Consider the following 26,381-nt stretch of genomic DNA (forward strand, 5'->3'; position numbering starts at 1 on the left):
ACTTATCTTAATTGAACGATTAAGAATACTGAATGGCATTGGCGATCAGCATAAATACAATACCCATAGCGATCCACATGACCATCAGCGGCCAGAAGAATCTAACCCATTTCTGATACGGAATGCCGGATACCGCGAGACTACCCATTAAGGCTGAAGACGTTGGCAGAATCATGTTGGTGAATCCGTCTCCGAACTGGAAAGCCAGTACAGCAGTCTGACGGGTAACCCCGAGCAGATCCGATAATGGAACCATAATCGGCATCGTTGTCACGGCCATACCTGTACCCGAGGTGATGAACACGTTCATGATATTTTGGAAGAAATACATACCCAATACCTGCACGGAAGACGGCAATTCGCCAACCAATGTAGACATTCCGTATACTACGGAGTCAATTACGTTACCCTGATCGAGGACAACCATGATACCTCTTGCCAGACCGATGATAAAGGCACCATAAGCGATGCCACTTGCACCTTTGACGAATTCACTTGCAATTCGACTAGGACCGAACCCGGAGACAAGACCCGCGATCACGCCCATGCTCAGGAAGAGAGCCGCCAGTTCTTCCATCCACCAGCCTTCTTTCGATACACCCCAGATTAACAGGGCAAAGCCAGCTACAATTGTAATGATAGTCAGAATATGTGTGATGCGAATCGTTGGCAGTTTTTTCAGGTCCACCGCAGGTGTATCTGCTGCCTGCTCCTGTTCCAGCTCATGCACCAAACCACGTGTTGGATCAGACTTCACTCTGGACGCGTACCGCATAATATAGATACTTGTCACGGAGATGAGACACACCAGGATGATCGCACGCAGCCACATGCCTGAAAAAATCGGGACTTCTGCAATCGCCTGAGCCAGTCCCACGTTGAACGGATTAAGCAGTCCAGCGGTAAAACCACAGGAGGCCCCTAGCGAGATCATCGCCGTACCCGTTAGAGCGTCATACCCCAGCGCACGCGCAATGGCAATCCCGATCGGTACAAAGACCATAACCTCTGTGGACATGCCCATCGTGAATCCACCAACTGAGAACAAGGTGATGAATACCGGAATGACCCATAATCCCTTATTGGCGAACGACCGGGCTACCCTACCTGTAAGGGCCTCAATCGTTCCCGTACTCGTAATGATCTGAAATGCTCCGCCGATGATGAAAATAAAGAATACAACGTCCGCGGAGTCAACCAGTCCGCGAACGATGGACTTGGGAATATCCCATAATCCCGTTGGATTGGCCTCTACATGATGATATGAACCTGGAACGAGCAAGGATTTGCCTGTTGCTTCATCCTTGACCCGATCAAATTCCCCTGCAGGAATAATGTAGGTTAGCACGGTAGCTACCAGCACCAGAATAAACAAGATGACGAAGGTGTGAGGCATCTTAAACCATTTGCGCCGTTGTTGTGGTTGTTTTGTTATGTTTTCCAATTCATCATCCCTCGTCCTTCTGTTGTTTCCACGCTTCAAATTCATCACGTACCTGCTGCAATGCGGCCTTGTCTGCGTACAAATCGAACGCTGTCAGTGCAAGTGCCTTCGCCGCACGGTTCAGTTCAATCATGCCTTCCTCTGCTCCGGCAAGCCGGGCAAATTCAGGAGTGTGTGTTGTCGCGTCACCTAACCGAATATACGGATGGATGGCGGCTGTTATTTGGCTTACGTTACCGATATCCGATGAACCCACACCGCCTGTTTGCGGTGGATCATGCACTTCAATGCCCATATCCTCCAGGTTCTGCTGAAACAGACCCGCCAGAGTTTTGTTGTTATTCCGCTCGGCATAGATCAGGCCTTCGGTAATATCTACCGCAGCCCCGACGCCTTCCGCAGCATGGCGCACGACTCGATATACTTTGTCCATGACGACTTTCAGCTCTTCAACGGTCTTCGCCCGAATGATATATACGGCTTCAGCCAGCTCAGGCACCACGTTGGGCGCATCTCCACCCTTGGTAATAATCCCGTTCACCCGAACGTCATCCTTCAAATAAGGACGCAGTGAGTTTATTCCCGCGTACGCGTTGACCAAGGCATCTAGCGCACTAATGCCCTTCTCAGGAGATGAGGCAGCATGTGCTTGTTTGCCATGGAACGTAAAGGTTGCGTCCACACAAGCCAGCGCACCTCTCAGTACCATCGTTTTTTGCTGCGGGTGACACATCATGACGGCATCAATCTCATTGAATACGCCATCGTTCACCATAATGATTTTTCCGCCGCCCTCTTCTTCAGCCGGTGTGCCAAGTACGACGATTCGTCCCGGAAGATCAGGGCAAGCTTCCTTGAGCGCCAGTGCTGCACCTACAGCAGAGGTTCCGATCAGATTATGTCCGCAGGCATGTCCGATGCGGGGCAGTGCATCATATTCAGCGAGCAGTGCAATCGTTGGTCCGCCTGGCTGGCCTTCCCATACAGCACGGAACGAGGTGTCGAGGCCTGAAATGCCTTTTTCCACCTGAAATCCGGCCGCTTCCAGCGGTTCGGTTAACCATTGTTGTGCTTGGACTTCCTGAAAGCTAAGTTCAGGGTTAGCGTGAATGCGCAGGGATAATTCCCGCAAGTCAGGGTCCAGCCGATCTACGGTTTCTTTGATTTTTTGCTTCATATGAGCTGGGTCAGGATACATATTGTTTTGCCGCCTTTCTCCAAATACAGCATTTCTATATTCAATTCAATCGAATAAATATACAATCAGACTGGATATATTGTATGTGTGACCAAGCCAGAAGTAAATTCAAAAAAATTAAGGAATAGCCCATAAAAAATTTTATGGACTCGCTAGACAATAACATATGGATATCATTAGATGTCAGTATATTACTGGTTATTTTTCATATTAGCCAAGACGGCATCGGTATACATTTTAATCTTATGTACATCCTTCGAATGGGTACTCCCTATAAAAATGACACTGCCAAATAGCAATAAAATTCCTTATTTGATAATAAAATATCGGATAATTATGCATAAAGAAATGCATCTATTCCGCTATGTCTGTATCTAGTTTCCGTCCACAACATGCTGTGTTCCAGCCGTTTTCATCAAGTCAATAAAGCGACCCACCGTTGCCTGCTGCAGCACACTTTCCTTATACACTAACCACGTATTACGCCGCAATCCCTGTCCATTCTGTCGAATCAATTCCTGCTTGTGAAGGCCATCCGAATCAGACACGAAAATACCCGGAATAATGGCATAACCAAGCCCATAACGCACCATTTCCTTACATGTCTCATAGCTGTCCACACGCATCGCTACGGTTGGTGAACATTCATAGCGCTCATACCACCAGGCCGCTACTCCCTCTCGGAAGGGGCTCACAGGAGTTCCACCCGTTTTCGTCAAGGGCTCCTGAAATGCAATTTGCGGAAGCTCGGGAAGTTCATCCAGATTAATGGGTTCACGGGATACAATACAGACCGGTTCATCGTGCAGCAGATGTTTCCCCTCATACCATGGATGCTCCCCCCGGATGACCCCTACCTGAATTTCATCCCGCATCAACAGTTCCATAACCTCCACACTCAGAGCACAGGTCACAGCAAACTGAACCTCAGGGTACAGTTCCTTGAACTGCTTTAACAAGGGAGGAAGCTTGTACAACGAATAATGATTGGCAATCCCAAGACGCAGCGTTCCCTTAACCTCATTCCGAATGTTCGACAGCTGCTCCTTGACCTGATTAAGCTCATTGAGCATTTTACGGGCATAGATCGCGAGATGCTCTCCTTCGGGAGTAAATCTGGCGCCTTTTAACGTTTTATCGATAAGTGGCACGCCAAATTCCTTCTCCAATTGCTGCAAACGGTATGTCAAAGCCGGCTGGGTCATAAACATGCGCTCCGCAGCCTTGGTCAGACTACTTTCTTCGGAAACGCTCAGCAGCAGACGGCAGTCCTTTTCATCCATGATCATGTTCCCCCTTTAATTCTCGTCTCTTCAGTATAACCCAGAAAACCAGCGTTAAAGGTACAGAAAAAGCCCAACTCGATATGAGTCAGGCCCGCTCTGCTAATTTACTTCTTCTTCGATGATGATTTACTGCGAGATCGTAATGACCGAGGTGACAAAGTGGTATGATTCATTTTCCTGCACTGCCTGTGACAGCAAAATTCGGTTGCCTTCCGGACTCCAGCTCAGTGGATCAGATGCGTTATCCATTTCGGCCGAGATCTGGAACTGCTCCGCCGATTCCGTATTAGAGACGAACAGCCCTTTTTCATCGTCACTTTCCGAATTGATTGTGTAGGCGATTTTGGAATCGTCACCAGACCAGCTCGTGCCGAAGATTTGTGTGCCTCTGGCAAGCGTCGCTTTTTCATTCCCTTCCAGATCGGTTAGCACCAGCGCCCGTTTGGTATCGGCTGTTTTTTTCACAATCGCCAGTCTTGATCCATCGTTGGACGGGATTACCCTCTCTACACTTTTCAACACCTGCTTCACTTCACCGGTCTTCGTATCGTAGCTATTCAACTGTCCGTCCGTGCCTGTGATGTAGTAAATTACATTACCAGAAACGCTGACACTGCTTACATTGAAGTTCCCCGTCTTGACCAGCGCTTTGGTTATTCCATCCACACTTGCTGATATGATATCCCCATTCATGTTTGGAAAAACAACATGCTCCTTATCCAGCCATGCTCCTTCAAAGACAAATCCATCGTCATTGCCTGCAGGAACCACTTCCCCGTTGTGCAGGTTCAGAATGAAGCCTTTGCCCGTCGATTCCTCTGGTTCTCTGTAGAAAATATACTGACTATCCGGGGACACGAGTGGTGAGCCCAGATTCACTTCACTTTCCTTCACGGGTGTATCTGTGCCCTTTGTAAGATCGTACATGTATAAGTTATGCGGGTAACGTTTCTCACCCTCAACGGTGACAGGCTTCATGGACTCGTTTACTTTATCCGACAAAATCCAGTCATTGCTTAGCCACGCTACCCCGCGCATATTCGACAGTTTATCGATTTTCTCCAGCTTAAAGCTCTGGTATACCGATGTATTTGTATTGTCCTTGACTGTAATATCCGTGCCGGATTTCCCGTTCTGTGTATTATCCCCTGGTTTCGTTGTTCCCCCGCATGCTGTTGCCGATAATAGGACAATCGCCCCGAGCGTGCCCATAGCCGCCTGTTTCCAATTCATCATGGTCCCTCCTGAGTGCTTTCTATAGACCAAGCATACACATCGCATACTTCCAAAGTTATTCAGACTTGTTTCCAACTTGTAAACTTGAATGGGCAAGAGGGAAAACAAGCTGGAACGTCGTCCCTTCCCCGTGTTTCGGATCGCCCGGCAACAATGAGATTGTGCCGCCCTGCTTCTCTACAAATTGCTTGACGAGTGATAGTCCCAGCCCGGTTCCCCCGGTTTTTCTGGCCCTGTCTTTGTTGATGGTGTAAAAGGGTTCAAAGATTTTCTCGCTCGCCTCATCCGGAATGGGCGTACCTGAGTTGAAGATGCGAATCACCGCTTGTCGCTCCTGCATTCGCAGTTCATTGCTTACCCGGATGACACCTCCCGGCACATTATATTTGATCGCATTATCCAACAGATTGATGAAAATATGCATCAGGCTCTCCCGATCGCTGCGGATCACCGCAGGCAGTAACGTCAGCTCCATGTTCAGCGCAAACTTCTCGGCTTTGCCCCGCATCCGGCCACAGGCATCCTCCAGTAGAGCACGAACCTCCACGTCTTCCGCCTGATTCTCAAAATCATATTTCTCCAGGGCTGATAAATGTAATACCTTCTCAACCATCTCGTACAACCGCTCCGTTTCCTTGCCAATATTGCTCGTGGCATCATCCAGCAATTGCGGATCATCCTTATACATGTCCAGCAGCTCCACATATGCCTTAATCGACGTAAGTGGTGTCTTGAACTCATGGCTGATGTTACCGATATATTGTTTCTGCTGCTGCTCCAGAGCCTGAAGCTTCTCGATAGCGAGCTGAAGCTTCTGCTGTTCCGCATGCATGGCTTCAATATTTTGTTGAATCGATGTGCTCATATAATAAATGCCCTGTCCCAGTTCGCCCAATTCATCCTTGCGACTCACTGGTGATTCGGTAATATAATGCCCTTCACGAATGGAATCGGCAGACTTCTTCAATCGGGTTATAGCAACAGCAAAACGATTGTAGAAGAGATATCCCAGAATGAAGCTAAGTCCAACAACCGCAATCCCCGCCCACATAAACAACTGAAGGATACGGGCATAGAATTCATGATAGCTCTGAACCGGATACTGCATGCGCACAGCACCCATCTGTCCATCCGGTCCGTCCAGCGGTGCTACATATAGCAGGGTGTCCCCCTGTTCGTGATAAGCAATTTTATTTTGCAGCGCATAGTTCAGCGTCGCTGTGATATCTGCACTTTCCTCAGACATGATTGATGAACCAACCTGCTGTCCCTTCATATCATAAAGCGCGATGGGCAGACCTGTGGAGCTTGCAAGCTCTTGAGCCAACCTGCGGCCATTTTGCTGTAAAAAAACCTCCTGCTCCAGACGAACGGACTCGGTATAGTAAGACTGCCGCACATTCAGATTCACCAGACGGGTCTGCTGGGACAGAATGGTCTCGATCTGCGTCTGCTGGTTGCGCTCAATACCTCGCAATACCAAGGAGCTGAGCACAACGACGGTCAGGATTAGCAATGCGGCCAGAAAAACGCTGAACTTCAGCTTAATGCTGACTCTCATACCGAGCCGCCCGGTTCAGGGGCTGATGCCTTATAGCCAATGCCGTATACCGTCTGCAATTTTTGCTGGTCAGTATCGCCGATCTTTTTGCGCAGCCGCTGAATATGAATATCCACCGTGCGTGTACCCCCGGCATATTCCATGCCCCACACCCGGTCCAGCAGATCATCCCGTGTGTATACACGCTCAGGGTTGGACATCAGAATGGTCAGCAAGTCGAACTCTTTTGGCGTCAAATCCAGCTTCTCCTCATTCACCGTCACGGTGCGGTGAGCGATATGGATGCGCAGTGTTCCATTGACGATAACCTGATTCTTCTGGTCGTCAGGGGACGGGCTGCTTTTCTCCACACGGCGCATCAATGCCTTTACCCGGGCGAGCAACTCGCGGATCTCAAACGGTTTGGTCATGTAATCATCCGCGCCCATTTCCAGGCCTACGATCTTATCCACGATATCATTTTTGACAGTCAGCAAAATAATGCCGATATCCTCTCGATCCTCCAGCCTGCGGCATACGCCGTATCCGTCCAGCTTGGGCATCATCACATCCAGAATCATGACCTGCGGATGGAATGACGCCACCTTGACCAGCGCTTCTTCGCCGTCATTTGCTGTCTCTACTTCATATCCTTCGCGCCGCAGCGCGTAAGCAATGGCACTGACAATGCTTGACTCGTCATCCACGACCAATACTTTTTTATTCATCGAAATCATCCTCTATATGTGTCATGAGTTATCGTATTCTTTGGATCTATGTTAACAAGGTATGGCCTGATTAGCTATGGAGGACTTTTCGATTTGTGAGAAACTCCAGAAACGTCTGTATCCTCTCAGCTTCGACTTCGCTCCACTTTTTTTATACCCCAAACACAACAAAAAGAGCCAACCCGTAATTGGATTAGCCCTGTAAAGTGTAATTTCAGTTTCATATCACTGCTTAGGCAGCAGTTTTTTGATTTCCTCTGCAGAGAGTCCGGAGGCTTTCACCACAGCTGACATATCTACGCCAAGTGCAAGAAGCTCGCGAGCCATTTCCACTTTACCTTCTACTCTACCTTCTACTTTCCCTTTGGCTTCACCCTCAGCACGTGCACCTTCAATCATCGACTTTTCATCGCTTAGTGCTTTCATCCGTGCATCATAAGCCATTCTCGTAGCTGCATCCTGACTCAGAAATTCCAGCGTGTCCATCGCCTTTTTTAGCATCGGTTCATTCATCGCCAGCACCTCCCAGTTTGATGGATCAATCCCTTTTAAGAATAAAAGCCAGTTCACTAGTCCACCCTTATCCATAGGGACAGGGTGTTGATCCAGTTTGGTCAATTCCATCACATGAATTTCTATATCATCTGTCAAACCAATACCTGTATGATCTTCGCGTAAATGAAAAACATTGTGATATCGTTCATTGTCCAGACATGAGTAATTTAAAATATTGATCGTCACACATTTTTTCAAAAGATTATAGTTTTCGCCCTTCTTGATCTGGTGAGAGTACATTTCACTCCAGTAGAACAGCGTCCTTTTTTCCATATTATACGGATTAAACAGCTGCATCTCAATGTTGATTAACTTACCCTCCACCGTACGCGCTTTGATATCTAAAATGGATTAGTTTATCTTCCGGACTATCTTTGTCCGTAAACGTGTTAATAAGTGTAATCTCCGTAAGAGGCTACTCACCGGTTTCAATAAACGTGCTGTTAAGGAAAGCTAACAAAACATCTTTACTTTGCTCACTTCCAAAAATACGTTTGAATACAAAATCCACTCGAGGATCGAGCAAATCCGTCATCCTGCATCAGCTCCATTCTTACCCAGGATTATATCATAATTCACATACTTTCTTCAGCTTAACGTTGGACCTGCATTCACATCTGATCACTCTTCAAAAGACAAATTCATTGGCTCGTCCGACATCTCATACTCTGTCTCCATATGAGTCAATGGTGTATTCGGATCAACCTCTTCGAAACGGAAACTATCCACCCAAACTTTTCCTTTGCCGTTCAAAATAACCCCGAATGAGATGACCGCACTGCCCTGCGGAACACCTGATGATAATGATAGGGTGACAGAAGCGCTTCAGACGCCACTTCTTCAAGCCCGATCTCCTCGTACAGATTCGTTTCAATAAAGTAGAGACTTTGCCGAATCAATTCACTGTATGAATTCAAATAAAGTCCAGCCCCTTTCCATATCCTTACTATACGTGAGGCTGCACATCTCGTTTTGATCATTTTTGCTAACCTGTTCTGGTGACAAACTTCGCTACAGCCCCCACCTATGATCTGAACCTCTCTAAGATAACGAGGTAATACTGCACAAATAACGAAAAAAGAGCCCATCATCAGGAGGAATGCTCCATCCCATGATTGGCTCTTCTTTAATAAGACTAACGACTCCAAGTGAGGCGTCCTTTTTATTTCTATACTCCACTCAAATCGAAATTATTTTCCAAAATCAACATCATACTGCCGGCACCGGCTGAACTCCAACTTCCTCCTCATGATCCAACAGATCATGTTTCTCCCAAGCCCGGCTCTTCCAGCGGAAATACATAATGACAGCGCGTGTCCACTCGTCTGCGGCAATCGCAAGCCATACACCGGCGAGCCCCATGTGAAGCTTGAACACAAGCAGGTAGCCTAGCGGTAGGCTCATGCAGACCATAGAGATCAGTCCCATGTATACCGGGAACTTCGCATCACCTGCGGCACGAAGGGAACCAATAATCACAATGTTGCAGGTTCGCCCGGTTTCCAGCAGAAGACTTAGCAGGATGACCTGTGCCCCTAGCTTGATAATTTCCGGATTATCCGTGAACACACTCATCAGCGGAACACGGAAGAGAATAATAATTACATCGATCACAACCGTTGCGAGCAGCGCCCATTTTACACTGTCGAATACGCGTTTATATGCATCGTTCTTGCGCCGTGCACCGACCAGTCGGCCAACAATAATGGAAGTTCCCATTCCGATCGCCATGCTGAATAGATAGATGTAGCTTGAAATATTACCCGCATATTGCCGGGTTGCCATCGCTTCAGCACCCAGATAGGTTACGTACAGTGTGAAGACGAGCTGGCAGGACTGATATACAACGGATTCCAGTGCAGAGGGAATACCGATTCGCAAGATTTTGCTGATAAACTTCTTCGAAAGGTTGATGTAATAGCTAAACTCTACCCTTACATCCATAACCCGATAGAGTAACCAGAAGAAAATAATCAAACAGATCAGACGGCTTCCGACCGTTGAGATCGCTGCCCCTTCTACACCAAGCTTCGGCATGCCGAAATGGCCAAAAATAAGGGCGTAGTTACCAACGACGTGAATCACGTTCATCAGAACGGAAACATACATCGTCTCTTTGGTGTAACCATGCGTACGAATCGTCGCGGCCAGCGCGTTAATCAGCGCCTGAAGGAAGATCCCGCCTCCGACAATACTTATATAAGAACGGGCAAAATCGTATATTTCACCTTGGATATGAAGCAGTGTAAGCAGATGTCCTCCTAACAGAAGGAAGCTTCCGCTCAGAATCAGTCCAACAATCAGATTTAGTGTAATCGCATTACCTGTGACCTGTGCCGCCTCACTCAACTTCTTCGAACCAATATATTGTGCCACAACAATAGCAGCGCCATGTCCAATGACTTCCAGTACAAGAATCGCAATGGAAATAATCTGGTTGGCTGCTCCGACTCCGGATACTGCATTATCGGACACTGAACTGAGCATGAACGTATCCACGCTCCCCATCAACATAAACAAGAAGAGTTCCAGGAAAATAGGCCATGTTAGCCGAATCAGATTCAGATCCTTGGCATCCGAACGCAGGGACTCTTTGGTTGAGGATATTGCTGTCATTTTCTCACCTTTCCCGTGTGGGCTTTAATTCTTAGGGTATGTTAGCACAGGTGGTTTGAAAATGCAGTAGTTTTGCGAAAAAACTTGAAAGTTTTTTGAAATTCCAATAATAGGTATTTTCAGTTTTTTCATTTAGTTTGCATTATAGAGAATAACTAAATTGATATACTCGTTATAAATACACGATCTCAGGAGATAGAAGAAGTCCAGGGCGATGAGCAAAAACCCTCACACATCCCTATTGGATCGGGATGTGTAAGGGTCCAAGGTTTAAGTTAGCCATTTAATCATCTGGAATACATGGGTCTATCCTTTTACCGATCCGGCAGCAATACCTTCTACAATTCGATTGCTCAAAACGAGGAAAGCGATCAGGATCGGCAGGATGCTGATCATCAGTGTCGCACCAATCACTCCCCAATTTATTTCACTGAACCTTGCGTTACACCATTGATAATCCATTTTTGTGCAAACAGGTAAATGATGATCATCGGCAGCAACGCCAGCAGGTACGATGCAAACGCCAGGTTGAAGTCAGTATTGAATTGACCCTGGAACACATATTGTACCAGTGGAAGCGTGTATTGTGCCGGATCACTAATAATAATGAGTGGCAGCAGAAAGTCATTATAGGTAGACAGACAAGTTAGAATACCAACCGTGGCACTGATCGGCGCCATCAATGGGAAAATGATTTTCCAGAATGTGCCCCAGGTTGTTGCTCCATCTACGAAGGCTGCTTCCTCCAGTGCTACCGGAATGGACCGAATGTAACCTACATATACAAATACGTTAAAGGCGAGACCGTACACCGTATGCAGCAGGATAAGACCCAGAAGATTGGTCATTTCCAGTGATGCAGTCAGCTTAACAATCGGCAGCATGATGATTGGAAACGGAATAAACATCGCGCTGACGAAGTAATAATACAGCCCTTTGAAAAATTTCCGCTTCTCCATATTCCGGGCAATCGCGTAAGCAACCATAGAGTTACTGAGCAAGGTCAGAATGACTGTTGACGCAGTAACAATGGCACTGTTACGGAACGATTGGAAGAAGTTTGTCATGTCTATTGCACTTGCAAAGTTCTCCCAGTGAAGCGTTGTCGGAATAGCAAAGACCGATTGGGCCATTTGCTCCGGATTTTTCAATGCGATTGTAACCGTCATATATAAAGGGAACAGAATGAACAAGGTACCCAGAATAATTAACAACATAACGGGCCAGTTGGTACGTAAACGGCTTCTCATTACAGATCCGTCTCCCTTCTTTGCAGGAACCGGATTTGCAGAATCGAAATCACCGCAATAACGATGAAATAGATAACCGAGTTCGCAGATTGATATGCATATTCGCCGCCTTCAAATCCACCCGTGTAGATCAGATGGGAGATGGACTGTGTTGCCCGTCCCGGTCCACCATTCGTCAAGGCCACGATCTGGTCAAAGACCATCAGTGAGTTTTTCATCGCCAGCACCATATTAATTGTGAAGAACGGGGCAATAAGCGGAAACGTAATGCTCCAGAATTCACGCCATTTTCCAGCGCCGTCCAGATTTGATGCTTCATACAATGTCGTAGGGATGGTTTGCAATCCCGCCAAATACAGAATCGTATTCAACGCGACGGATTGCCACACCGCTACAATTACGATCCCAATCCATGCCAGACTTTCGCTGCCCAGAATGTTGGTGGATAAGGCGTTGATGCCCAGGTTTTGTCCCCAGATCGGGAATACGTTGGAGAACAGGTAGTTAAATATGTAACCTACGATCAATACACTCAGGATATTCGGCAAGAAGTAGATGCCACGGAAAAAGTTACGGAACTTAATCTTGGCATTCAGCCCGAGTGCAATGAGCAGGCTTAGAATATTCGTAAGGATCGTTACAACGATCGCAAACTTGAAGGTAAACCAGTAGGCGTTGCCTACATTGTCATCTTGAAACAAATTGAAATAGTTTTTGAATCCAACAAAATCATAACCTTTACCGAATCCGTTGTAGTTCGTAAATGAATAATAGATCCCCTGGAGGGCCGGCAGCGTCATAAATACAAAGAACAGTATTACCGCCGGAACCGTCATCCAGTAATAAGGCGCGATGCGCTTGTTCATACTCCATCCTCCTTCGGACAAGGCGTTATCGCCGATTCGCTACCTTGTCCCATTCTTTGTCGAGTGTATCCAGATAGTTGTCGATGTTCTTGTTCTGCAAAAAGGACTGTACGATGGAATTCAGCTGCACCGCAGCCGGAATATAGTGATCGGCGAAGTCGATAACCTTGCCCTGCTCAATGTAAGGTGTCAGTTCCTGTACAGCAGGATCATCTTGTTTTACACCTTCCACCGCAGAGAACAGCGTCTGTTCCTTAATGTACTTGCCTATATTTTCAGGCTCCAGCAGAAACGCGATGAACTGCTCGGCCTGCTCCTTGTTTGGTGTATTCGCTGAAATGGTAAACAGAGAGTCGATTCCGTTCACCAGCTTGATCTGGCTCGGATCGTTGCCTGTCGGGAATGGGAAGAAACCAATATCCACATTCGGGTTCGCTTTGCGAATCTCGGAGATCGCCCAGGTACCCTGGATGTACATATAAGCTTCACCATTGGCAAAGGCACGGTTACCATCCGAATACGCTTTACCGAAGTTGTCGCCGTGACCGTAATTCATCAGCTCCAACTGCTTCTCCGCAACCTCACGGTATTTCTCCTTGAAGGTCACTTTGTTCTCGCGACGCTCCAGGTAGAAATCAATACCAACCAAGTTAGGTCCGAGTGCATTGAACGGCAGATTCGTCTGCCAATCATCCTTGTATGTGAAGTAAAACGGAATTTTACCCGCATCCTTAATTTTTTTGGCTGTAGCAATCAGCTCGTCCCAGGTCTTGGGTACGTTCAGACCCATTTCTTTAAACAAGGTTTTGTTGTACATGATGCCGTTTGCATTTGTTGCGTATGGAACACCTGTCACTTCATCCATGCCCGTGACATCCTTCAGCATCTTTATGTAGTTGGGATCGATCGTTTTTAACAGTGGACTGTCTGTCAGATCGGCGAAAATATCACTCTGTGCAAGAATGGAATAGGTATCGGTTGCCCCCATTGCCATAATGTCTGGTACATCGTTCTTCACCACACGTGTCTTCAGCACCGTCTCCGCGTCAGGTGGATTCACCTGAGTGACCTGAATATCGGGGTGTTCGGCGTTGAATGTTTTGATTAATTCGTCAAAGGTTCCTTTGGCTTCGGGTTTGTTCTGAAAAAATTCAACCTGCACTTTGCCATTGGCATTATTCCCGCTAGTGCAGGAAGACAGAAGTACAGCCGTTATTCCACAAAGCAGCATTAACCCGAGTGCCTTGGTAAGCGATGTTCTCATGTTGTACCTCCCTCAGCTTATATACGTAAAGATTTACCCATTAAATTAGTGAAGTAACCACGTGGTTAATCCTTCCACCGTTCTATACTTAGAGCGTTGACTATAATGTGTCCTATTATTCCTAAAACGGTTTCGGTAAAAATGAATCAGTCCCACTGACCGCGAGTCCGCTCGTCGACATAACAAAAAAAGGACATCGGAAATATCCAATGTCCCTCATGTATCCAGTTACGACTGCTTACATCAAAGCGGTTGTTAACTCTTTATCAACGCTCTATTTTCGGCAAAGCATTACGTAAACGCTTGGCTCGGTAACTCTGAAATGCACGGATTAACATGCCGATGACCAGCATAACCACACCAACATTTATCGCTACATCCGCCAAATTGAGAATACCACGTCCCGACGGAAATACGAGAAAATCCGTTACGCGTGCGTAGATAAAACGATCGATTGCATTACCCAAAGCACCACCGACCATGAAACCGGCACCTGCCTGCATCCAGAAACCGCGAATCTCACCTTTTCTCCGATAATACATCATACCCGCCACGAATAGAATAGCGACCACACCGAAAAGACGCGCATTCCCTTGAAACAGGCTGCCTGCCATTCCACTATTCTCATAATGCTGCAATTGCATTCCCGAGTCGCCAAGCCTCATCGTGTCCCCAACTTCCATATACATCCTCACCGCCATCTTGGTTCCCTGATCAACCAAGGTAACCAGCAGTGCTACAAAATAAAATAACATTGTGCCACTCCTCCTGCCGGACGCTCAAAAGTTAAACTAAAGAAGTCTCCGCTGTAACATTTCCTTCACTTTAACACACCCGAAGCGTTGTCACCAACTGGACAGAGAACGCGCATTGCACACACTCATAGGAATGGAATGGGCAAAAAAAATCCGTACCTGGAATAGGCACGGATGATGAATACTTTTATTGGAGTTAAAACCACAATTTTATTGAATAGCAGAGAGCACATCCAGCAGCATGGATTTGAATTTCGGACGGTCAATGGCCTCGCAGACACGTACATTCGGCTCTTTACCGAAACGTCCGTTGATATCCACAACGCTATATCCGCGCGTTAACTCTCCTGCTGCTTCTACATCCACATAATACTGACCGGATTTGGTCATGAGCGACTCATCTGCGGCAACAGCCATCAGCAACGTGTCCGGGTGAGTGGTGCCATTCAGTTTATGTACCGATTTGTTGAACTGCATAACCACTTTGTTGATGGCTGTGAAGAAATCGGCACCAGATGTACCCAGTGCTGCAATTTCAGCGTGATCATCATCATCCATAACAGAATACTGAGTACACATTTCCCAGCCAACCATGGTCGTCGGAATGCCTGCGTGCAATACAATTTTGGCTGCTTCCGGATCTACATAGAAGTTATACTCCGCGGCTGGTGTGATATTACCCAGTGCATTATTCGTTCCACCCATGATGTAGAGGTGAGCAATCTCCGGAATAATGGTTGGGTCCTTCTGGATTGCCATCGCAATGTTGGTCAGAGGTGCAATGGCCAGAAGCGAGATTTCGCCCGGATGTGCGTGTACCTTTTCAATAATAAAATCAACTGCATGCCCTGCCTCTGGACGCTGGTCCGCCTTCGGGAAATGGGCTCCGCCCATGCCGTCATCACCATGTACGTCTTCCACCGTGCGGTGCTGGGCCTTGCCATAGGCCATCAATGGGCGTTCGCACCCTTTGTACACAGGCACCTTGCCGCCATGTCCCGCAACCTGTACCGTGTACAGGGCATTTTCAACCTCCTGGTCAAACTGTACGTTCCCACCTGTAATCGTAATGCCCTCCACCTGGAAATGGTGCAGTGCCGTCAGGATCGCAATCGTATCGTCTCCTGCTGTATCTGTATCGATGATGACTTTTCTCATGATGCCGCGCTCCTTCTTCGTTGAATTGATATTCATTCCAAATAAACACTAGGGTTTATTTTACATCAAAAACGTACCGATGACGATGGAAACGCCGATGATAATGGAACGCAGCAGCTGTGCTACCGCCATATTGCCTCGTGCGATTTCGTCACAGACCCGCATCTTGGGGGTAAGGAAGTCAAATATAATATAGACCAGACACAAAATAATGATTCCAAGCGCCGACCAGAGCAGCATATCCAGCCATGAATGCGTAGAAAAGGACACCATGCCCACAATGATACACAGGCCCAGCAATTTGCTGCCCATATACATGCCTGCCGCCTCATTGCCTTTCGCGATTTCCTCGCTATCGTTATACCGGGTCAATTGGCTAAAAGCGAAATACCCACATACCAATACTACCAGCAGAATGCCTACACCTACCGCTACATTCAGCAGGTTCAATCCCAAATTGTCCATTCCTTCTCCTCCTCGTCATCCATCCGTTCATTGACCACAGCCGCACAATAATAGGCCATATCTCCGGTTACCTTCTCCCCGATCCGGGGCAGCACACCGGCAAAACGTCCACCGATGACAAACACTCCTGTAAGCAAATAACCGCTGTATTCGCCATCTTCTGTCTGAATCACGGCCTGTTCCATCGGTACCAGCTGCTGATATATTTTAGGCTGATTATTATAATAGGCTGCGATCTCATCTTCTTCTTGCAGTTCGGCTATTGTGTTGGAGTTCGTAGGGGCGTGCAGCTGATGAGAAGCAGCCGTTTGGCCCGCATGATGATCCGATCCCTCACCCAGCAACGATGTGCCTCGACCTTCGCGGCCCCAATAGCTTTTAGCCACATAAGGCATTGCGCTCCATTCGAAAGGTTCAGCTTCGAAATAAGTAGGTAGCAGATAACGCGAAATCGCCGCTAACTCTGCATCGTTAAACAGCCGAAACCCGCAATATTCCATGGTTTGTTCGTTGCGTTCATAGAGTGACCAGATCGCCGCCATGAAACCCTTGCTCTGCATCAGCACATGCTGTGCAGGATTCATCAGACCCAGGCGGTTATCCTGAACCAATTCAAGCAGTGCTGCGCCGATGTCCACGCCGGTCGTTTCATCTCGATCATCGATTAGATATTCCAGGGGATAGAGCCGGTACAACAGGTTAATCTCGCGTCCATGATGGTAGAGCGCCTCCCCTGGAATAATCTCCAACTCCTCCAGTGGAGCGTAAAACGTTTCATACCCCGCCTTCTGGCACAGCTTCATCAGATACTCCGTATTGGTCCGATCCTCCACATGCTCTCCAAATGAAGTAAAGGTCACCGGGCCCAGCAAACCCTGCTGTGCGTAAGCATCCAGCCAGCGGCGAAAGCATTCCCGGATACATTCATCCATTCCTTTGGACGGAGCATGGAGCGATATTTTTTCAACCATCCCCACCAAAATACCTTCCAATGCAGCTGCTTCAGGTATGCCGGTTGGGGTATCCGTGTTATTTTCGATACATTTAGGTCCGGCTTCCCCAATAATCCAGTCCTGCCGAGTAATCCCGCCTGTCACCATCTCCATACGAGCCGCCGGAATAAGGCCGGGATGAATGCCCAGCTGCTGCTCCAGGAAAGAGTCGGGCATGTATTGCTGAATAAAACGCATCACCTTGCAATAAATCCCGTCTACAGCCTCAACTGCTGCACGCAATTCCTGCATCTCTGCAGGGGAATAAACCGTCAATGCAGGCACACAATATTGCTTGCCATACATCCGATGGTAGGGAACTTGCTGCCCTGCTTCACCCCTGAATACTTCTTCATGACTGAATGGCAGTTGGTATATATGCCTCATCAGGTTCTAACCTCCCGAACTGCGGAAGAAGCTGCCAAAGCCGCTCGATTTTGAACTGGATTTGCTGTAGGAGCTGCTGTCCTTGTTGCTCCGATAGGACGATCCGCCACCGTAATAATAGTGCCCACTGCTGGAGTCATATTCACATCCGGTATCGTATTCCGGGTCACACTCATCGCTATTGCTGCTACAACCGGATAATACGGCTGGAACCGCAAGCATTAGCGAGAAGGCAACCAGCTTGGCGCGTGATCCAGGTTTGGGTTTGGGATTTTCGTCCATTACAAATCTACCTCCTTCATAAAAAACAACACTTTCTTGCGATCCGCATCCAACACGGAATACACAAATTCATAGGTCGTACCGCCCCGGACCATGTAATGGTCCAGCAGTTGCTCGGCAAGTTCCATCGTGTACGAGGAGGATTCTGCCAAGTCCAATTCCTGAAATGCACACCCATTCCACAGCATGTATTCCGCACTGTACATGGAGGACATTTTACACATTGCCAGTGCAGCGTCCGCAATCGCTGTACCGTATTCCGCAGGTTTTTGATTGTCATACTCGGTCACGTAAACTGCATGCTCCCGACGATCCTCGGATTCATTGGATAGATGCGCCCAGAGCTTATTTTTCATCAGGGTAGCATCGACCAGCTTGCGCATGAAAAGCTCATCGCGAGTACCCGATACCTGCTCCAGTACGCCCGTCTCCACCTGCCGGTCATCCGACCAGTTCCGATAAGTCAATAAATAATAAATAACGATAACCTGCCTTTCTGTGAGCTCTAAGAGGAGCCGTTTCAATACACACAAACGTATTAAACGCATGAGAAGGAAAAAAGTTACACTATTCCCGATGACATGTAAAAAAGCATTTTGCATAAATCCCAAGAGTGGTTTTCAATCAGCAAGATATAGATCGAAATGAATCTATTCGTCTAGATCTTTTGCACGCGAACAATAAGAATCGAATTATGCAAAATGCTAGTAAAGATAACATTGTGGCGACACACAATTTTACCAGCTAATTACCTCGGATATCATCCCGTTATAAAGCTAACTTTGAAAATCAAAAAGGCCAGAGATCTCCCTCCGGCCTTCTTTCCTTCTTCATCTATTTCAAGATAAGCTCCATAATCTGACCAGTCTCACAGCTCTGCCCACTGGGCCAACATATCATTGTATTCACCAGACAATTGCTCACGTTCGTTCCACATTTGCTCCAGCTCGTTTGGATTATCCTGCACGGATTCAAGCTGACGATCCATCTCCTGGATTTGCCCTTCAAGGTGAGCCAGTCGCTGCTCCAATTGTTCAGCGGACAGCTTTTTAGAAGTGGACGTTGTATCAGGCGTTCTACCCGACTCCGTCTCCAGTTTCGGTTTTGAACTTCCACGTGATGGAGTGGCTACAACTGCTACATGCTGATTTGCCGCAGCTGCGCGGGCTTGCAGATCAAGCTTCTTCTCGCGATAGGCTTCATAGTCTCCAAGATAAGTGGTCATCCGCCCATTCTCCAGTTCCCACACGCGGGAAGCGAGTCGATTGACGAAGTAACGGTCATGCGAGATGGCAAGCACCGTTCCTTCGAAATCAACGAGCGACTCTTCGAGCGCTTCCCTTGAAGCGATATCCAGATGGTTGGTCGGTTCATCCAGCAAAAGCACATTCGGCTTCCGCTGAACCAGCAGAGCCAGCCTTAGCCTCGTCCATTCCCCACCAGATAACTGTCCTACCGAGCGAAATACATCTGCTCCATAGAATAGATATCGGGCCAAAATGCCGCGTGCTTCTCCTTCTTCCACGCCCGCTTCCAGACGGAAGTACTCCAACACATTCAGCTTCGGATTGGAAGGCTCCTCCTGCTGGGCCAGATAGCCAACATTTACACGTGCACCCCACTCCAGGTTGCCTGCACTGGGTTGTTCCTCGCCCAGCAACAGCTTGAACAACGTTGTTTTGCCTGAACCATTGCGTCCAATAAGGGCAATTTTGTCGCCATATTCGAGCAATCCTGATACACCGCGCAGAATTGGACGTTCTCCATAAGCCTTTTCGACCTGTTCCATAACGGCCACTCGTTTTCCCGTACGGTCTGTAGGGCGTACATCGAAGTCGGCGTTACGCCGCTCCAGTACCGGGCGTTTCACCTGTTCCATCCGTTCGATTGCTTTACGCATCGAAGCTGCACGCCGGAAGAACTTTTCATTACCCCCGACTCGGCCCCATTCTTCCAGTTGGCGGATCGTTTCTTTCATTTTTTTGATCACCTTCTGCTGCTCTTTGAACTCCTCGAATTGCTGCATCAGTCGTTGTTCCTTCACTTTCATATATTCCGTATAACCACCAGCTGACGTCTGCGCTTCTCCATCCTCCAGTTCTAACGTCCGGGATGCTACACGGTCCAAAAAGTAGCGATCATGTGAGATCAGAATTATCGTACCTGTGTAGTCACGCAAAAATCCTTCCAGCCATTCCACCCGCTCCAGATCAAGGTGGTTGGTCGGCTCATCCAGCAATAACAGATCAGGCCTTACAATTAGCTGTGAAGCCAGCACAACCCGGGTCTGTTCACCACCAGACAACGAACCAAAACGCCATCCGTAATGCTCCTTCGCAATATCCAGACCGTCCGCCACCTGATCGATCCGGGCATCCATTTCATATCCACCCTCGCGCTCGAACTGATCCTGCAAGGCCGCGTACCGCTTCAACAGTCGCTCCAATTGGTTCGGATCGGATGCACAGTCCGGATCGGACATCTGCTGCTCCATATCCTTCATTTCACTCCGGCACGCCATAAGCTCCCTGAATCCAAGACTCAGCACATCTAGCACCGTGTAATTATCCATTCCCTCCGGCACCTGAGCCACGTAACCGATACGTGTATCCTTCTTGATCATCAATTGTCCTTCATCCGGCTGGTTCAGTCGTGCCATCAGACGCATCAATGTCGTTTTACCGCTGCCGTTGCGGCCGATCAGGGCGACCTTGTCGCCCTCCATAATTTCAAACGTAATGCCGTCCAGCACCAGATGTGCTCCGTGGTATTGAGTCAGTTGTTGCGCGCTAATAATCATCATAATAAGGTTCCTCCTATGGATTGGAAGATCCTGACCGCAACACAAAAAGAGCCGCAGGAGGTTAGCTCCGCGGCCCTTCAGAATTCAAGCAATATCGCTTATCGTCCGAATGAGGTCAAGGCAGGCATCTTCTCGCAAATGTTAATTTCCGTATATTCAAAATTGGACAGACTTCTCCCGTTGGTCAGAAAAGTATGAACAATGCCAGCCATAGCAATCGGCAGCTGGCTAATACGGTTGTTAAGCATCTCGTGATTCACCTGTCTTCACCTCCCTTGTCATAATTAATGTCAATATATCACAGACGAATGCATTCCTGCAACCGCCCTATCGTCCAATTCACTCTTACTGTACAGCAGCTAACCCTCCGATTAATTCCGTCTCCGACGCCGAAACACTACATCCGTAATCGCCACCGTAATTAGTGTCAACATTCCCGCTGCACCCAGCGATGCACCAAGCAAGGCATAACCGATACCGTTCCACCCGCCAATCTCAATGCTAATCATGATCACAACGGCTCCGCCGAGCAAGGCCACACATGGCAGTATATATTGAACACCGGTCATTCGACGTCCCTGCAACCGATAGATAAGCCATTCGATCAGCAGCTGCACAGCCCACATGCCAAGCGTCCACAGGATGAGTACTTCCATAAGGTTCTCCTCCTTCTTGCTGAATGGTTAGAGCCTTCGCTACAGACCTCTCATTACTTCAACCAGTTGGCAAAGAACTCCCGGTATCCCTCTTTCATGATCGTGCGCGAAAAAGCACCAAAGGCATACTCACGGTTGTCTTCCGACACACTGCGCGGTGCAGCAGCAGCCATGTTCACCAGTTCAAACCAGTTATCCTCATTGCCTGCAAAGGCATGCGTTGATCGAATGTGACCATAGCAGGCATGCTCCGGCTTCACAACCATTTTGCCCATCGCCATGGCTTCAGTCAGCGGCATCGCAAACGTATCAAAGGCCGAACAGCTCCAATACACCTTGGACGAGTTCATCAGGGTAAATACTTCATCCTGTGTCAGCGCAAATTGCAATTTTACATTGTCCGGAATGTTGTATTTCTTCATGCTTTCCTCATAGCGGCGACCGCCGAATACCATGTATACTTCCTTGTCCGGGTTCTGCCGGGCATATTCCAGCACCAGATCCGGGCGACGATTCGCTTCATCCCGACCGATCCAGAGCACGCGATTATGCACAACCTGACTCGGGTCGTAGTGGCGGTTTGCGAGCTCTTCGCTAAAGCCAATCGGGATAACGTTCACGTCATGTACACCGAAATTGCGGCCCAATTCTGTTTTTAGGAACTCCGTCTGCACAATCGCTTTATCCACCATCGTATAAAATGGCTTCATCATCTCATACCCCGTCAGCGCCGGGTCGGGAAAGCTGTGCGGGAACAACACACTCTTCGGTAAAAACATCTTCAAAAACGTAAACCCGGATACGGTGTAGATGACATGCTCTATATTTTGGCTATATATCTGGTCCAGTACGATATCATAGTTCACCAGGTCGCCTTTCTCATGCTCATAACCCGGCAACCAGTCATACCCGCTAACATGGCGCTCCGGCGAGATGAACACAATCTCCACGCCCAGCTCCAGCCCGATCTGCTTCAATCGATCCGCAAATACGCGCGGGCCCTGTGCCTCCGTGAATTGAATTTTACGCATTACTAGTCCTACTTTACGCATGTTCTGCACCCCTCATTTCTATTCCCTTCAACACTGCTTCATGCACTGTTTCAGCGTCATTGCCGTCTCGTGCCACTGGTTCCGCAGCTGTTCCTCCGGCCATACACAGTCTGCACTTCTTAGATCCCCATCAATCAGACGCAGCATCCAGAGCGAGAATACAATGGCATATGCGCGGTACCACTTTTTAAAAGAAACCCGTTCAACCTGAACGCTATGGCGCTCCAGCCCGTCCAGATAAACATCGATAATCCGCTCCCGCAGCTCAGGCGTAACGGTTCTCGGGAACAGCGGATGCGATAGATCCACCAGATGATACACGTCCCAAAGAGCCGTATTCAGATGCGCATGCTCCCAATCGATAATCACCAGCCTGCCATTCACATCCGCCATGTTGCCGGGATGCAGATCTCCGTGACACAAAACACGAGGTAACTCCTCCTCTGCCGTATGGATTAGCACGGCGATGTTGTGCCAATCCGATGGTGACAGCGTGATCTCCAGTTTAGATAACAAATCAGCGGTGGATTCCTTTTGCCCAAGCAGATCATCCAGCATGTCCCGAATTGGCGGTTTCTGACCGACCCGGGGCAGCTCACCCCAATCTGCAACAGATAACGTGTGCCACTCCGCCATATGTACAGCAGCAGCCAGCATCGTCTCTTCCCGCGAATCATGCACCAGTTCGCCCAGATCCTCATAGATGATCCAGCTCTGTTTTGCGTTAATTTCACGGTCTGATGCAGCAATCAGCGCTGGATAGATAGGGGGCAATACAGACAGCACATGCCTCGACATCCATTGCTCGCGCCCATATTGCTCAGGATTAGTTAGCGGTTTGAAAATATAACTTTCCCCTGTATGAACAGTGAAACGCTCCACATACTTGCCATTCATGCCTTTGTAGAGCTGTTCCCTGCTTGTTATATATTGTTCATTCAACGTCCCTTCTGGAGTCACCCAGCGATGCGCCTGCACGTCTTCATTCACGCCATTCACCTTCCATTTCGTTCCCAAGGTCTGGAGCTGGCGCCGCTGATGTTTGCTTTGCAGCCCCACTACTGTCCAAGCTCCTTTGCCCGTCTATCCGTTATTATTTCTATCCATCATACGTTGCCGTTCATAAGCCTGCAAGCTTTGAGCAAAAGCACTTTTCCTAGCGTTAAATAAGAGTTTCTGAAATGGTAGTTGCAATTTGGTTAGTAATCACTTACTATACAATCATGAAGAACAAACCTCATGTTGACAGCAAAAAGAAAGACATCCTACAAGCGGCGATGCGCTTGTTTGCAACCAAAGGCGTTGACGGCATTTCCGTCAAAGAGATCGGTGACGCCGCCGGAGTAACGGATGCGGCGATCTACAAACATTTTAAAAACAAAGATGCCGTTGCCCTTGAGGCTTTCACCCAATATTGCGCGGACTATACCGCCCTGATTGACGGGTATGTTCGCCAGGAGGGCCCGGTGCTGGAACGCTTCCAGCAACTGATTACCGAAGTTCTCCACCTGCATGATGAAGATCCCTACGGACTGCTGTTAATTTCACAAAATCACGAGATTTTCATTGAAGCTGGAAGCAGTGAAGATTACCGCCAGCCGCTGGATGCGTTGATTGATCTAATCGATCAGGGAATTATGCGAGGTGAGCTGCCCGCTCAGGATTCACGGCTCACGGCCGTTCTGGTCATTGGTGCTATTACGCGCCTGGCCGTATCCAGTATGCAAGGTGAACTGCCAGAGCTGCTTGTTCCATACACCGGAGAAACCGTTCACCGCCTTGTGTCGATGTTGGGCCAGGGGGCAAATGATATGGGGCAGAAGCGGGCGGAATAGCTTTGCGAAGATCGTTCCGGTCTGTCGGCGATCAAGAGATGCATCTGATCGCACAGTGCTCCTGTGTAAAAACATTCTTTTAAATTAGAAGCGCCGGCTTCAACTGACTTTCAGGAGGTTCCTGAATATTTACCAGGTCATTCGTGACCTTTTCTTTTTGCACATGAGGTTAGTGTTCATTAACTAAAATAGTCAGGACGTGTCACCATTATGAAGAAAATATTAATCATCCAAGGCAACCCCGTATCCCCAAGTTACAATGGCGCAATCGCCGAAGCTTATCGTAAAGGCGCTGTGCAGGCAGGTGCCGAGGTTCGTATGATCACCCTAAATGAGTTGGATTTCAACATGAATTTAGCCGGTGGATACCGCAATAAACTTCCGCTCGAACCGGACTTGCTGGAAGCCCAAGAGGCCATTAAGTGGGCAGAGCATCTCGTATGGGTGTTTCCGATTTGGTGGGGAGGACCACCAGCTTTGTTCAAAGGATTCATCGACCGCATCTTCATGCCAGGCTATGCCTTCAAGTATCACAAAGGTAAACTTTTCCCGGATCAACTGCTCAAAGGTCGCTCCGCACGCATGATCACCACCATGGATGGTCCGAACTGGTACTACAAATGGTTCCAGGGTGAACCTGCACACAAAATGATGAAGATCTCCACCTTTGCTCTGACAGGCATCAAACCTGTGCGCATAACACCTGTAGATCTGGTCGGCAAACAGTCCGAGGAACAGAGAAAGAAATGGCTGGAGAAAATTGAGCAGCTTGGACAGAAATTGGGGTAAAAAAACAACTCGTTCTTGAAGGGATTTTCATATAATGTTATCACTAAATTAAACGATATATTCTTCTAACAATTTATATTCGAGACTATTTACATTTAATAGAAAGAAATTAAACTTAACCAAAAAAGATACTGCGTGCATAAGCACAGCAGTATCTTTGTCCATATATAAACGCTATTCAAGTAGATGGGATAACTCAACTCCAAGACAGACTAAGCTTCCAATGCAATGCCTTCATAGAACCGACGAATGACCTTCTCGGCTGGTTTACCATAAACTCCGTATCCATCATCACTCAAGGCATCTTGCTCCTGATGCAGATGGGCGCTCCAGTCCCACAGACCAAAGCCGCGTACCCACTCCCGCTTACTTGCATGACGGAACATGGCTTCATAGAACTGCTCCTGCTCTTCCGCATTCACTTCACCTTTCAATCCCCAGTCGTTCGGCACCTGTGCCGATCCACTGCGGCTAGGGCAGCCCGCTTCTGCGAAGAAAAAGGGTTTACCATAAGGTGCAATGGCCTGTTCAATCCGATCCAATTGCGCTTCCCAATCTCCGATGGGATAGTACCCACTGGACGAGATGACGTCCACGGCATCCCACCAATTCACATGCCCTTCCTGATACTTGTCGGTGTTGTAGGATACTAGCCCCGAATACACTTCACGCACTCCCGCGATGACCTCGCGCCATTCCTCGCTCCGACGCTCAGACTGCACCATCTCACAACCCACAATAAACATCTCGCATTTCTCACGCTCTGCAATGGCCGCATAATGCTTCTGATACACGGTATAACTGTGGAACCAGTCCTGCCATTTTGGCTCACACGGCACATCGATATCAAAGAAGTTAATGTGTGCACGCCATGTGCCATCGGTGCAATTGACGGTTGGTTTCAGAATGACCCGCAGTCCCAGTGTGCGGGCATAACGTATCATATCCACCAATTCATCGTCTTCCACCATATGTTCACCCTCATATTTGACCTCTACAGCCTGCGGACGATCCTGATGTGCCGCCAGTGCAAAAATAACATGCGAACTACCAGTGCGTTCAGCCATCAGACGCAAGGATTCTTTCGCTTCCGGCTTGCGGAAGTCTCCCCTACCACTCATCCAGCCAAATGTAAATCCCTTGATGTATTCCATATGCATTATTCCGCAATGCCCCTTTTTCAATTAATGTAAAATGAATGACCGAATGTATAACACGTCCCAC

General features: G+C 48.0%; 25 protein-coding genes and 2 pseudogenes. 2 read left to right on the forward strand and 25 right to left on the reverse strand.

Going from position 1 to position 26,381, the window contains the following annotated elements:
• Positions 1-19: 19 nt before the first annotated feature.
• From PTQ21_RS03605 to PTQ21_RS03720, 24 genes and pseudogenes are all read right to left on the reverse strand, one after another.
• Positions 20-1,444 (reverse strand): YfcC family protein, encoded by a 1,425-nt coding sequence (locus PTQ21_RS03605; protein ID WP_256336451.1) that lies wholly within the window; start codon positions 1,442-1,444, stop codon positions 20-22.
• 4 nt (positions 1,445-1,448) lie between these two features.
• Complete coding sequence (locus tag PTQ21_RS03610; protein ID WP_256336452.1) at positions 1,449-2,621, reverse strand: M20 family metallopeptidase; 1,173 nt, start codon at positions 2,619-2,621, stop codon at positions 1,449-1,451.
• Positions 2,622-3,016: 395 nt separating this feature from the next.
• Entirely contained in the window at positions 3,017-3,925 is a 909-nt protein-coding gene (locus tag PTQ21_RS03615) for a LysR family transcriptional regulator (protein WP_274568848.1), read from the reverse strand.
• Positions 3,926-4,054: 129 nt separating this feature from the next.
• Positions 4,055-5,164 (reverse strand): hypothetical protein, encoded by a 1,110-nt coding sequence (locus tag PTQ21_RS03620; RefSeq protein ID WP_143021539.1) that lies wholly within the window; start codon positions 5,162-5,164, stop codon positions 4,055-4,057.
• A 55-nt stretch (positions 5,165-5,219) separates the two neighbouring features.
• Positions 5,220-6,725, reverse strand: coding sequence for a sensor histidine kinase (locus PTQ21_RS03625; protein ID WP_090952261.1), 1,506 nt, complete (start codon positions 6,723-6,725; stop codon positions 5,220-5,222).
• Positions 6,722-7,432, reverse strand: coding sequence for a response regulator transcription factor (locus tag PTQ21_RS03630; RefSeq protein ID WP_072733766.1), 711 nt, complete (start codon positions 7,430-7,432; stop codon positions 6,722-6,724). Before PTQ21_RS03630 ends, PTQ21_RS03625 begins: the two co-directional genes overlap by 4 nt.
• Positions 7,433-7,657: 225 nt before the next feature.
• Positions 7,658-8,522 (reverse strand): annotated as a pseudogene (locus PTQ21_RS03635) (Rpn family recombination-promoting nuclease/putative transposase).
• Positions 8,523-8,736: 214 nt separating this feature from the next.
• Positions 8,737-8,904, reverse strand: a complete 168-nt coding sequence (locus PTQ21_RS03640; protein WP_274568851.1) for a hypothetical protein — start codon at positions 8,902-8,904, stop codon at positions 8,737-8,739.
• A 292-nt stretch (positions 8,905-9,196) separates the two neighbouring features.
• The gene (locus tag PTQ21_RS03645) at positions 9,197-10,603 is read right to left on the reverse strand and encodes an MATE family efflux transporter (protein WP_274568853.1); all 1,407 of its coding nucleotides are present in this window, start codon (positions 10,601-10,603) and stop codon (positions 9,197-9,199) included.
• A 306-nt stretch (positions 10,604-10,909) separates the two neighbouring features.
• Positions 10,910-11,023: pseudogene (locus PTQ21_RS03650) on the reverse strand (carbohydrate ABC transporter permease); the annotation flags it as partial.
• Positions 11,024-11,025: 2 nt separating this feature from the next.
• Positions 11,026-11,853: a carbohydrate ABC transporter permease gene (locus PTQ21_RS03655; RefSeq protein WP_053782648.1), complete on the reverse strand. Its 828-nt coding sequence runs from the start codon at positions 11,851-11,853 to the stop codon at positions 11,026-11,028.
• Positions 11,853-12,719 (reverse strand): carbohydrate ABC transporter permease, encoded by an 867-nt coding sequence (locus tag PTQ21_RS03660; protein ID WP_063567591.1) that lies wholly within the window; start codon positions 12,717-12,719, stop codon positions 11,853-11,855. Before PTQ21_RS03660 ends, PTQ21_RS03655 begins: the two co-directional genes overlap by 1 nt.
• 25 nt (positions 12,720-12,744) lie before the next feature.
• A complete protein-coding gene (locus tag PTQ21_RS03665) occupies positions 12,745-13,950 on the reverse strand; it encodes an ABC transporter substrate-binding protein (protein WP_139295659.1) in 1,206 nt (401 codons plus the stop codon).
• 299 nt (positions 13,951-14,249) lie between these two features.
• Positions 14,250-14,738, reverse strand: coding sequence for a signal peptidase II (gene lspA / locus PTQ21_RS03670; RefSeq protein WP_063567589.1), 489 nt, complete (start codon positions 14,736-14,738; stop codon positions 14,250-14,252).
• Positions 14,739-14,948: 210 nt separating this feature from the next.
• Positions 14,949-15,896, reverse strand: coding sequence for a nucleoside hydrolase (locus tag PTQ21_RS03675; protein WP_063567588.1), 948 nt, complete (start codon positions 15,894-15,896; stop codon positions 14,949-14,951).
• A gap of 60 nt (positions 15,897-15,956) precedes the next feature.
• A complete protein-coding gene (locus PTQ21_RS03680) occupies positions 15,957-16,361 on the reverse strand; it encodes a DUF350 domain-containing protein (protein ID WP_072733770.1) in 405 nt (134 codons plus the stop codon).
• Complete coding sequence (locus PTQ21_RS03685) at positions 16,343-17,740, reverse strand: glutathionylspermidine synthase family protein (protein ID WP_274568856.1); 1,398 nt, start codon at positions 17,738-17,740, stop codon at positions 16,343-16,345. The genes PTQ21_RS03680 and PTQ21_RS03685 overlap by 19 nt, the downstream gene beginning before the upstream one ends.
• A gap of 6 nt (positions 17,741-17,746) precedes the next feature.
• Complete coding sequence (locus PTQ21_RS03690) at positions 17,747-18,022, reverse strand: hypothetical protein (protein WP_063567585.1); 276 nt, start codon at positions 18,020-18,022, stop codon at positions 17,747-17,749.
• A complete protein-coding gene (locus tag PTQ21_RS03695; RefSeq protein ID WP_083584683.1) occupies positions 18,022-18,489 on the reverse strand; it encodes a hypothetical protein in 468 nt (155 codons plus the stop codon). The genes PTQ21_RS03690 and PTQ21_RS03695 overlap by 1 nt, the downstream gene beginning before the upstream one ends.
• Before the next feature lie 401 nt (positions 18,490-18,890).
• Positions 18,891-20,825, reverse strand: coding sequence for a ribosomal protection-like ABC-F family protein (abc-f, locus tag PTQ21_RS03700; protein ID WP_274568859.1), 1,935 nt, complete (start codon positions 20,823-20,825; stop codon positions 18,891-18,893).
• Positions 20,826-20,923: 98 nt separating this feature from the next.
• On the reverse strand, positions 20,924-21,085 hold the full coding sequence (locus PTQ21_RS03705) for a hypothetical protein (RefSeq protein WP_162842465.1): 162 nt from the start codon (positions 21,083-21,085) through the stop codon (positions 20,924-20,926).
• 111 nt (positions 21,086-21,196) lie between these two features.
• Positions 21,197-21,481 carry a YesK family protein gene (locus tag PTQ21_RS03710; protein WP_063567583.1) on the reverse strand — a complete coding sequence of 95 codons (285 nt, stop codon included), beginning with the start codon at positions 21,479-21,481 and terminating at the stop codon, positions 21,197-21,199.
• A 53-nt stretch (positions 21,482-21,534) separates the two neighbouring features.
• Complete coding sequence (locus PTQ21_RS03715; protein WP_063567582.1) at positions 21,535-22,533, reverse strand: glycosyltransferase; 999 nt, start codon at positions 22,531-22,533, stop codon at positions 21,535-21,537.
• A 27-nt stretch (positions 22,534-22,560) separates the two neighbouring features.
• Positions 22,561-23,592 carry a phosphotransferase family protein gene (locus PTQ21_RS03720; RefSeq protein ID WP_274568861.1) on the reverse strand — a complete coding sequence of 344 codons (1,032 nt, stop codon included), beginning with the start codon at positions 23,590-23,592 and terminating at the stop codon, positions 22,561-22,563.
• Positions 23,593-23,756: 164 nt separating this feature from the next.
• Here PTQ21_RS03720 and PTQ21_RS03725 point away from each other — a divergent pair, with 164 nt between their 5' ends.
• A complete protein-coding gene (locus tag PTQ21_RS03725) occupies positions 23,757-24,368 on the forward strand; it encodes a TetR/AcrR family transcriptional regulator (protein WP_274570436.1) in 612 nt (203 codons plus the stop codon).
• Between the two features lie 207 nt (positions 24,369-24,575).
• Positions 24,576-25,157: an NAD(P)H-dependent oxidoreductase gene (locus PTQ21_RS03730; RefSeq protein ID WP_274570437.1), complete on the forward strand. Its 582-nt coding sequence runs from the start codon at positions 24,576-24,578 to the stop codon at positions 25,155-25,157.
• A 212-nt stretch (positions 25,158-25,369) separates the two neighbouring features.
• Here PTQ21_RS03730 and PTQ21_RS03735 read toward each other — a convergent pair whose 3' ends face one another.
• The gene (locus PTQ21_RS03735; protein ID WP_274568862.1) at positions 25,370-26,311 is read right to left on the reverse strand and encodes a glycoside hydrolase family 113; all 942 of its coding nucleotides are present in this window, start codon (positions 26,309-26,311) and stop codon (positions 25,370-25,372) included.
• Positions 26,312-26,381 lie beyond the last annotated feature (70 nt).

The sequence above is a fragment of the Paenibacillus marchantiae genome (assembly GCF_028771845.1).
Classification (GTDB): domain Bacteria; phylum Bacillota; class Bacilli; order Paenibacillales; family Paenibacillaceae; genus Paenibacillus; species Paenibacillus marchantiae.

Excerpts from the sequence above, each read along its gene's own strand:
- PTQ21_RS03610 (WP_256336452.1), bottom strand. The coding sequence starts at position 2,621 with ATGAAGCAAAAAATCAAAGAAACCGTAGATCGGCTGGACCCTGACTTG.
- PTQ21_RS03615 (WP_274568848.1), bottom strand. The coding sequence starts at position 3,925 with ATGGATGAAAAGGACTGCCGTCTGCTGCTGAGCGTTTCCGAAGAAAGT.
- PTQ21_RS03620 (WP_143021539.1), bottom strand. The coding sequence starts at position 5,164 with ATGATGAATTGGAAACAGGCGGCTATGGGCACGCTCGGGGCGATTGTC.
- PTQ21_RS03625 (WP_090952261.1), bottom strand. The coding sequence starts at position 6,725 with ATGAGAGTCAGCATTAAGCTGAAGTTCAGCGTTTTTCTGGCCGCATTG.
- PTQ21_RS03630 (WP_072733766.1), bottom strand. The coding sequence starts at position 7,432 with ATGAATAAAAAAGTATTGGTCGTGGATGACGAGTCAAGCATTGTCAGT.
- PTQ21_RS03645 (WP_274568853.1), bottom strand. The coding sequence starts at position 10,603 with ATGACAGCAATATCCTCAACCAAAGAGTCCCTGCGTTCGGATGCCAAG.
- PTQ21_RS03655 (WP_053782648.1), bottom strand. The coding sequence starts at position 11,853 with ATGAGAAGCCGTTTACGTACCAACTGGCCCGTTATGTTGTTAATTATT.
- PTQ21_RS03660 (WP_063567591.1), bottom strand. The coding sequence starts at position 12,719 with ATGAACAAGCGCATCGCGCCTTATTACTGGATGACGGTTCCGGCGGTA.
- PTQ21_RS03665 (WP_139295659.1), bottom strand. The coding sequence starts at position 13,950 with ATGCTGCTTTGTGGAATAACGGCTGTACTTCTGTCTTCCTGCACTAGC.
- lspA (WP_063567589.1), bottom strand. The coding sequence starts at position 14,738 with ATGTTATTTTATTTTGTAGCACTGCTGGTTACCTTGGTTGATCAGGGA.
- PTQ21_RS03675 (WP_063567588.1), bottom strand. The coding sequence starts at position 15,896 with ATGAGAAAAGTCATCATCGATACAGATACAGCAGGAGACGATACGATT.
- PTQ21_RS03680 (WP_072733770.1), bottom strand. The coding sequence starts at position 16,361 with ATGGACAATTTGGGATTGAACCTGCTGAATGTAGCGGTAGGTGTAGGC.
- PTQ21_RS03685 (WP_274568856.1), bottom strand. The coding sequence starts at position 17,740 with ATGAGGCATATATACCAACTGCCATTCAGTCATGAAGAAGTATTCAGG.
- PTQ21_RS03690 (WP_063567585.1), bottom strand. The coding sequence starts at position 18,022 with ATGGACGAAAATCCCAAACCCAAACCTGGATCACGCGCCAAGCTGGTT.
- abc-f (WP_274568859.1), bottom strand. The coding sequence starts at position 20,825 with ATGATGATTATTAGCGCGCAACAACTGACTCAATACCACGGAGCACAT.
- PTQ21_RS03710 (WP_063567583.1), bottom strand. The coding sequence starts at position 21,481 with ATGGAAGTACTCATCCTGTGGACGCTTGGCATGTGGGCTGTGCAGCTG.
- PTQ21_RS03715 (WP_063567582.1), bottom strand. The coding sequence starts at position 22,533 with ATGCGTAAAGTAGGACTAGTAATGCGTAAAATTCAATTCACGGAGGCA.
- PTQ21_RS03725 (WP_274570436.1), top strand. The coding sequence starts at position 23,757 with ATGAAGAACAAACCTCATGTTGACAGCAAAAAGAAAGACATCCTACAA.
- PTQ21_RS03735 (WP_274568862.1), bottom strand. The coding sequence starts at position 26,311 with ATGGAATACATCAAGGGATTTACATTTGGCTGGATGAGTGGTAGGGGA.